Origin of the sequence: Mesorhizobium sp. M1163, assembly GCF_040318415.1 — a bacterium.
Classification (GTDB): Bacteria; Pseudomonadota; Alphaproteobacteria; order Rhizobiales; family Rhizobiaceae; genus Mesorhizobium.
This window is the reverse complement of record NZ_JAMYMF010000101.1, coordinates 1-1,436: the sequence shown is the minus strand read 5'-3', so window position 1 is coordinate 1,436 and position 1,436 is coordinate 1. Positions and strand designations below refer to the sequence as shown.

The window sequence follows — 1,436 nt, the reverse complement described above, 5'->3', positions numbered from 1 at the left end:
TCGCGTTCCCGGTAGCCGTTGCGCTGGGCGAGACGAAGCGGGTTCTTCTCGCCATAGGCGGCGCCGGTGGCCGCGCCCACCTCCATTTCCATCAGCCGCTCGGCGGCAAAGCCGATCATCTCGCGCAGCAGATCGGCATCCGGGTCTTCTCCACGAGCGTGCGCAGGTTCATCATGTCGTCGGTCATCGGTGGTCCTTCCAAATGGGTTGGCGTCAACAACCAAACCTTACCGGAAAGCGCCGATGACCACCGACACGCCGCTCACTCGCTACAGCGCTACTAACGGCGCGCTCGCGAGCGGCTTGGTACCGCCGAGCTACACCACCTGATGGGACACGACCCCAAAAGGCGCCGAGCGCTACTTCCCCCCAACCAGCAGTTTGAATAGCGGTGCCAAGGTGGGCTGCTTATGAAGTTCATCGATGAACTCCCCGATCAATTCCAGCTTCTTACTGGAGAATGGAAACGCCGACATCTCGGCGCAATCCTTAAGCTTTCGCATTCCATCGACAAGCGACGCGCAATTTTCCGGATGTCCGAATGGCTTGTCGATACGAATGAAATGTTCTGCCCCACCCCTTAGCTTCACCTTCACTGTTGTCGGCGAATTCCCATGCCGACCGTTGGTCCGATCGATTTCTGGATCGACCTCAACCTTTGTGACAGCCATGATCCTACGCACCGCTGGGTCAATAAACGCTTTAGGAAGCATGTCTCCGATGGCAACTCTGCCATGCTGTGCGGCAACAGCAACGACGTAAGGCAAGCTGAAGCGCGCCACCACTGGGTCTCTTGGATCCCACTTTTTGTCACGCGGCTGAGCTACGGCTTGGTCGGCAAGATGGTTCAGTCCGAGCTCAATGGAAATAACGTCGTCACCTGTAAAATTGTGTATCTTGCGCAATTGCAACAGCCCATCGATCCCGTGATGCGTAGCTCTGCAAGAGGGCCAAGGCTTGAAGCTTATCGAAGCGTTCACATATTGAGACCCGAGGTTATCGGTTATCATATTGACGTCGTTATCAGTCTCGAAAGCTTTGTAAAATCCATACTTCCCGAAGAACGGCTCCCGCGGGCCAGTAAATCCGACCATAGCTGAAAGTGCCGACTCAATCCCTGATCGAGCTCGAAGTCCCTGCTGCAGCGACAGACTGTGGGCAGATTCTACATACATCTGGGCTTCGCCGGCGGCATGTGCATAAGCAATCCCAAATGCATTGCGGGTTTTCTCTTCATCAAGCCGCAGCAACTTGGCGCTAACCGCGGTGGTGCCCCAGACAGCGACCATATTGTCTCGACCTGTATCTATGGACTGGGTTGTGAGGCTAAGGGTAAGACGAATATGCAGATCCATAGCGGTCGCAATGGCCGACAGTAATTCGCTTCCGCTGATCGAAGGGTCACGTTCGGCGAGTGCCAGCGCCGGCGGCACGTC

General features: G+C 56.1%; 1 protein-coding gene and 1 pseudogene. Both read right to left on the bottom strand.

The window, feature by feature from the left end:
• Window positions 1-187, bottom strand: a pseudogene (locus tag NKH43_RS35190) (transposase); the annotation flags it as partial.
• 172 nt (window positions 188-359) lie between these two features.
• A partial coding sequence (locus NKH43_RS35185; protein WP_352862058.1) for an MmgE/PrpD family protein occupies window positions 360-1,436 on the bottom strand: 1,077 nt, incomplete at its 5' end.